This is a genomic window from Caballeronia sp. (assembly GCF_049581465.1).
Lineage (GTDB): Bacteria > Pseudomonadota > Gammaproteobacteria > Burkholderiales > Burkholderiaceae > Caballeronia.
On record NZ_JBAUSA010000459.1, the window covers coordinates 1 to 6,101 of the forward strand.

7 protein-coding genes and 1 pseudogene are annotated in these 6,101 nt (G+C 59.4%); 5 read left to right on the forward strand and 3 right to left on the reverse strand.

The annotated features are described in order from the left end of the window. The 3 genes and pseudogenes from WCA53_RS11370 to pcaC form a co-directional block, all read left to right on the forward strand. Positions 1-233, forward strand: a pseudogene (locus WCA53_RS11370) (3-carboxy-cis,cis-muconate cycloisomerase); the annotation flags it as partial. Between the two features lie 17 nt (positions 234-250). Beyond that, on the forward strand, positions 251-1,033 hold the full coding sequence (gene pcaD / locus WCA53_RS11375; protein WP_423909403.1) for a 3-oxoadipate enol-lactonase: 783 nt from the start codon (positions 251-253) through the stop codon (positions 1,031-1,033). A gap of 1 nt (position 1,034) precedes the next feature. Beyond that, positions 1,035-1,421, forward strand: coding sequence for a 4-carboxymuconolactone decarboxylase (gene pcaC / locus WCA53_RS11380; RefSeq protein WP_423909406.1), 387 nt, complete (start codon positions 1,035-1,037; stop codon positions 1,419-1,421). A 41-nt stretch (positions 1,422-1,462) separates the two neighbouring features. Here the strand turns inward: pcaC and WCA53_RS11385 are convergent, their stop codons facing one another. Next, positions 1,463-2,764, reverse strand: a complete 1,302-nt coding sequence (locus WCA53_RS11385) for a DUF3443 domain-containing protein (protein ID WP_423909410.1) — start codon at positions 2,762-2,764, stop codon at positions 1,463-1,465. An 8-nt stretch (positions 2,765-2,772) separates the two neighbouring features. Further along, a complete protein-coding gene (locus tag WCA53_RS11390) occupies positions 2,773-3,255 on the reverse strand; it encodes a DUF2844 domain-containing protein (protein WP_423909414.1) in 483 nt (160 codons plus the stop codon). Positions 3,256-3,751: 496 nt separating this feature from the next. On the opposite strand from WCA53_RS11390, the gene bamC reads away from it, so the two are divergent. Further along, the gene (gene bamC / locus WCA53_RS11395; RefSeq protein WP_423909417.1) at positions 3,752-4,963 is read left to right on the forward strand and encodes an outer membrane protein assembly factor BamC; all 1,212 of its coding nucleotides are present in this window, start codon (positions 3,752-3,754) and stop codon (positions 4,961-4,963) included. Between the two features lie 559 nt (positions 4,964-5,522). Beyond that, a complete protein-coding gene (locus tag WCA53_RS11400) occupies positions 5,523-5,810 on the forward strand; it encodes a putative quinol monooxygenase (protein ID WP_423909420.1) in 288 nt (95 codons plus the stop codon). Between the two features lie 45 nt (positions 5,811-5,855). On the opposite strand, the gene WCA53_RS11405 is transcribed toward WCA53_RS11400, so the two are convergent. After that, on the reverse strand, positions 5,856-6,101 hold a 246-nt coding region (locus WCA53_RS11405), incomplete at its 5' end, for a DNA-binding protein (protein ID WP_423909424.1).

Sequence of the window (6,101 nt, forward strand, 5' to 3'; positions counted from 1 at the left end):
TGCTTGCCCTTGGCGACCAGATTGGCCGGCTCGATGCGCATGCGCTGGTCGAACATGCATCGAAGCGGGCGGTGGCTGACGGCGCAACCTTCTACGACGTTCTCGCCAGCGACGAGCGCGTCATGCAGCATCTTTCTACTGTTCAGTTGCAGGCGCTGCTCGATCCCGCGAACTACGCCGGTCAGGCGCAGGCTTTTGTCGACACCGTGTTGCATCTGCATCGAACAAACTAAATCAGGAGCACTGAGTAATGCCATTTGCCGCCGTTAATGGGATACAACTTTTTTATCGCGTCGACGATTCCGCCGGCAGCGCCGCGCCATGGCTCGTCCTGTCGAATTCGCTTGGTAGTGACGTGTCGATGTGGGCACCGCAAGTTGAGTCGCTGGCGACGAAGTATCGGGTGCTGCGCTACGACACGCGCGGCCATGGACGATCGGACGCGCCGAAGGGTCCCTACACGCTGGACCAACTGGTCGGCGATGTAATCGGCTTGCTCGACGCCCTTGATATCCGGCGTGCCAATTTCTGCGGCCTTTCGATGGGCGGGTTGACGGGAATCGCGCTCGTGGCCCGGCATCCGGAGCGCTTCGATCGCGTGGTGTTGTCGAACACGGCGCCGATGATCGGTTCGGACGAGATCTGGACACCGCGTGCTGCAAAAGCGCGCGAGAGCATGCTGCAACTGGTCGGCCCGGTTCTTTCCCGCTGGTTCACTGCGGCGTTCATCGAGGCAAATCCGGCCCTGCTGGCCGGTTTGCGTGACGTGTTTCGCCATACGTCGGGCGAAGGGTATGCGTCGAATTGCGAAGCCATCCGGGACGCCGACCTGCGCGAGGAAGCCAAGACCATCACGCTGCCGGTGCTGGTGATCGCGGGCACGCAAGACCAGTCCACCACCGCCGAGCAAGGGCGTGAGTTGGCCGGATCGATACCCGGGGCGCGCTATGTCGAACTGGATGCCGCGCATTTGTCCAACATCGAGCGCGCGAACGATTTTACGAAGACAGTGCTGGAATTCCTGGGAGCCTGACATGACCGAAGACGAACGTTATGAAGCGGGCATGAGCGTGCGCCGCGCGGTTCTTGGTGACGCGCACGTCGCGCGCTCGCTCGAGAATCGCACGGATCTCACCACCGAGTTCCAGAACCTCATTACGCGTTATGCATGGGGCGACATCTGGACGCGTCCAGGTTTGCCGCGTCATACGCGCAGCCTCCTGACGATTTCGATGCTGGTTGCGCTCAACCGCGGCGATGAGCTTGCGATGCATTTGAGAGCCGCGAAGAACAACGGTGTAACGCGTGATGAAATCAAGGAAGTGCTGATGCAAACGGCCATTTACTGCGGCGTGCCGGCGGCGAATTCGGCGTTTCATCTGGCGCAGGGGATCTTCGATGTAGATGATCGGGAAGGGTAGGGGTTAGGGCAGACACGCCCAAACCCCTCGGCCCGTTCGCCTCAGAAAGCGTAATACGGGCCATTTCCCGCGGGCGTCACGCGCGACTCGATCGCCGTGAAGATTCGTCGCCCGAAGAAAAACGGCAGTCCCCAGTCAAAATAGTTGCTCGACGGGCCCGCCAGGTTACTGAACGCATTGTTGCCGCTTCCAAACAGCGTGGTGGCGTTGCCGATGGCGAACGTGGCATTGGCCGTGCTGCCGTCCGACCCTGTCACCGTAGCGGCAAAGCTTTGCGGCGAGGTTGGACAGAACCAGAGTCCGCACTTGGGCAACGAGGTCAACGTGAGGAACAGGCCGTTCGAGCCACTATCGATGAAACTCGTCCCGTAGGTCAGGCCCTGGAAACTCGTGGAGACAAAGCCGGTCGCGGTGTTGCTCGGAAGAACCTGGGCGCTCCCGAGCACATTGTTCGCTTGGGAGCCGATACCGAACGTCATCGTTCCCGTAACCGCCGATGCCCCCGTGGCCGCCACAGCGGGAAGTTCGATCACGAGGCCGTTGTTATCGGCGGCGAAACGGCTTATCGGGTTTGCAACCTGTTGCGACACGGCCAGCGTGCTCGACGTGCACGTGCTCCCGCTGCACCCGTAGTACCAACGCGACAGTGCAGTGCTCGCACAACCGGCGCCGCAATCCACGGCGAACGGCCCTACGCCGAGGATGCCGTTGCTGCGCAGCGCGGTGGCCGTCTGCATCGATATCCCCGCGTTCGCGCAATCCGTGGGAACGGTGGGAAGCGCCGGGTCGGCGATGACCTGGATCGACGTACCCGGTGCTTCTTCGCCGGCCAACTGGATGTCGGCGCTGCGGACCGCGCCCCATGTATAGCCTGTGCCGAAAACGGAGCACTCGCCGACCGTCGAGCCAGCGCTGCTGGTGACTGAGGGCAGCGCCAGCGCGGGCGAAAGTACTGACGCGAGGATGCGCAAGCCTTGCGAGCCCGTATCGACCTGGATGTTGTCGATGGTCTGGCACGTCGTCGTTCCCGGAACACAAATCGTGACGCTAGTCTGCAGCATGTTGCGCGTACCGGTCGCAATGTTCGCGACCGTGATCGGCTGGACATTGGCGGTGGTCGACTGAGTGACTGTTGTGTTGACGGGGGCTGCAGGGGGCACGGGTTGCGTCGGCGCGGTTGCCACGGGCGTGCTGGCGGAAGACGCGGCGCTCGCAGAGGCGGGCGCAGCGGCATTGCTTGAACTGTTGCCGCCACCGCTACCGCCGCCGCAACCGGATAAGCCTGCGCAAGCGAGCAAGGCGACGCCAATGAAACGAACCATGGCAGGGGAAAAGTGTCGCATGGTGGCTCCTACTGGATATCGCCAGCAGTGACGCCGGACGGGAGTGCATCAGGGAGCCACGCGCGGCCGTTGAAGTCGCGCAGACGCACGGCAGTTTCCACCACGAGATCACTGCGGCTCACCCGCGACGCGTGCAGGCTGCTCACGTTCGGCAAGCCTGCTAGCGCGCTCTGTTGATACTCACCGAACCAGGTACCCAGCAACGCAGCGAGATCGGGCATTGCGGGGCCGTCCCAACTGACGGCATAGACCTGTCCCGCGGCCGACACATATTGGCGCACTCGAATTTGATTGGCGTCGGTCGATTCCTGCCACTGAACGGCGTCGTTTGCAGCGTTTTGCATCACGACGGCAGATGCATCCGATGAACCTTGCGTGCTGGTACCCGTCGCGATGGCCGAACCCAGTTGAGCGTGGACTGCGCCGCTTGCCGCGATCGCTATTGCGGCGAGAGTTGCCTGAAGGGGAATGAGCGTATGTCGATGATGCATTGCGTTACTCCGTTCTCGTGGTCGTTGTTGTTATCGAGAACTAATTTTAGGATAGCGACGCGATTGAAAACCAAATTAGGAATAGTCTTGTGGCGGTTTTGTGACATGAGCTTTAGATAGTTAAAAATGCTTATTAATCAATGTCTTGAGCGTCGATTTTAGGCTAGGACAAACTAAGACGAAATGTCATAAATTGTCGTAAGCACAAATTCGGCGAGTTATTTTGAGATTCGATGGTCGATTGTTAAAGTCTCGGAGCGAGGTCTCGCGACGGTGGTTTCGGGCCGCGTCGCGACGTTGAATTTGAATCTCGACACCGACGTCCCAAACGATCCGAATCGATCCCAACCGTTCCCGCGAACGCACTGAAATCAACCATCCGAAACATTTGCATCACACAGCAAGTGAGTGTTTTTGCACGGCGAGGCGCGAGACCGGTAAAATAGTAGGTTGATCCACGGAAAACACCGTGGCGTAGCGGAAGGATTTCCAAAACATGACAGATTTTCGTGTGACCAAGCCAGCTTTGAAGATGGTGGTGCTTCTGATGGCCGGTGGGCTTGTTGCCGGATGCGGTACGTCGAATACTGATGCGATCAACTACAAGAGCGACGCCCGGGCGAAACAGTCGTCGTTGGCAGTTCCACCCAATCTGCTCGAGGAGACGGTGGATCAGCGCTCGTTGCCGCCTCAGGGCGGTCAGGCCACGCTGTCCGAACTTCAGCAGGTGCAGAAAGTCGCGCCTAACGCGCCCACGGTGATTCCGCCGGTGGCTGGCATGCATATCCAGCGCGATGGTACGGAGCGCTGGCTCGTTATCGACAGCCACTCGCCTGATCAGGTCTGGCCGCAGGTTCGGCGGTTTTGGCAGGAGCAAGGCTTCTTGCTGGTCGTCGACGCGCGCGACAAGGGCGTGATGGAAACCGACTGGAATGAAACGCATCCGCAACTTTCTGACGGATTGATTCGCGACACGCTGTCGAAGGCAACGGGCAACTCCTACGTTACCGCGGAGCGCAACAAGTACCGCACGCGCCTCGAGGCAGCGCCGAATGGTGGAACCTATGTGTTCATCAGCCAGAAGGGCATGCGCGAAGCGCTGACCGGCACGAACAATGACATGAGCCAGTGGCAAGCCAAGCCGAACGATCCCGCGCTGGAAGGCGAGTACCTGAAGCGCTTGATGGCCGTACTGGCTTTGTCAGACTCGCAACAGGCCAGCGGGACAGCCAGCGCTTCCGACGCGGTGATGATCGCCAACGGCACGACTGCGCCTGCGGTATCGTCGGCAGCGGCGGACCGGGCCAAGCAGAATGCCACTCTCGCCGCCCAGTCTCAGATCAAGGAAGACACGGTGGCGCAAGCGCCGTCTGACGAAATCACCCTACCCGAGCCGTACGATCAGGCGTGGTTGCGCGTGGGCCTGGCGCTGGACCGCACGAACTTCACCGTTGACGACCGCGATCGCAGCCGCGGGATTTACTTCGTGCGCTATGCCGACCCGAAGGATTTGACGGCAGCCGAGCAGGGCTTCTGGAATCAGGTCTTCCACGGCAAGGTGGAGAAGGTCGCGAAGAACTATGAAGTGAATGTACGTGCGCTCACCGAAACGCAGACGCGTGTATCGATTATCAACGACAAGGGCGTTGTCGATTCATCGCCGGCAGCTCGCCAGATCATGGCATTGATCGACGATCAATTGCGGTGACAGCAAGCTGTAAAGCAAGTCGAAACGTCTAGTGCAATAAAAAACCCGCCTGAAGTTCAGGCGGGTTTTTTATTGGTGCGCGCGATTTCGCTTTGGGAATGCGCGTTGGCGCGCCTTGGAAACCGGTGCCAGAACGCTACGCTTTGTCTGCCGTGAATGGAGTCGTTTTCATCCAATCGATGTCACGCTAAGGGCGACCATCATAGCGCTCGATTCCGTCGGCTTTCTACGATTTTATGTGCGGGAAAGCTTATAGGAATCAACCGCCTAGGAATACATTGCGACAGTGGCATGTAAGCTTCGAGACGTTTGCCGCAAGAGGGCGGGCGGCCGAACTTGCACTGGCGCACTTCGATGGTCCTCTTAATCAAGAATTGCGGTCCGCTGGCCAGCGGGCTTCGATGGCCCCGTCGCCTATCCTCGTAGGGCGACGGCTTTTGCCCGCGTTTCCTCAAGGGAACGCGGGCTTTTTTCTGGTGCATTCGATTGTGCTTATTCCGTCTTAAGCGCGTAACGGTATCGGCGGTTATGCTTGATTCTTTCGACAAGGAGCCGTGTCATGCCGGAAATCGCAGTCGTCGCCACGTTCGTTGCCAAACCGGATCACGAAGAAAAGCTTATGGACACGTTGCAGGCGATCGTTGCGCCTACGCGCAAGGAGGCGGGAGCACTTCAGTACGACTTGCATCGTGACATCAAGGAGCCCCGTCGATTCGTATTCTTCGAGCGATGGGAGAGCGAGGAGGCTTTGGCGTTTCATAACAGGGCGCCGCATATCGAGCCGCTCAGCAGGTTACTGCCGGACCTGATTGAGTCTGGCGAGATCAATGTCGTCGCCAAGCTCTGAGAGCAGCGCGCCAGAAGCGCGCCGTAAGCGCGCAGTGCCGGAGCGTTAGTGCGTTTCGTGCGGGACGTCGAGAATAAGGATAATGGTCCAGTCGGCGTCGCCATCGTGATGATACTGGCGCTCGGCCACGATGAAAGGCTGCTGCTTGCCATCAGGACCGAGGAACAGCACGTCGCCTTCCATTGGCAGGCATTCGACCGGCGGAAGCGCCAGATACGCATCCTTGTCCTTCGCGTTGCGTGGCATCAATTTTTCGATCTTTTTTGATGCTGCTTCCGTCCACTCTATATC

Excerpts from the sequence above, each read along its gene's own strand:
- bamC (WP_423909417.1), top strand. The coding sequence starts at position 3,752 with ATGACAGATTTTCGTGTGACCAAGCCAGCTTTGAAGATGGTGGTGCTT.
- WCA53_RS11390 (WP_423909414.1), bottom strand. The coding sequence starts at position 3,255 with ATGCATCATCGACATACGCTCATTCCCCTTCAGGCAACTCTCGCCGCA.
- pcaC (WP_423909406.1), top strand. The coding sequence starts at position 1,035 with ATGACCGAAGACGAACGTTATGAAGCGGGCATGAGCGTGCGCCGCGCG.
- WCA53_RS11385 (WP_423909410.1), bottom strand. The coding sequence starts at position 2,764 with ATGCGACACTTTTCCCCTGCCATGGTTCGTTTCATTGGCGTCGCCTTG.
- WCA53_RS11400 (WP_423909420.1), top strand. The coding sequence starts at position 5,523 with ATGCCGGAAATCGCAGTCGTCGCCACGTTCGTTGCCAAACCGGATCAC.
- pcaD (WP_423909403.1), top strand. The coding sequence starts at position 251 with ATGCCATTTGCCGCCGTTAATGGGATACAACTTTTTTATCGCGTCGAC.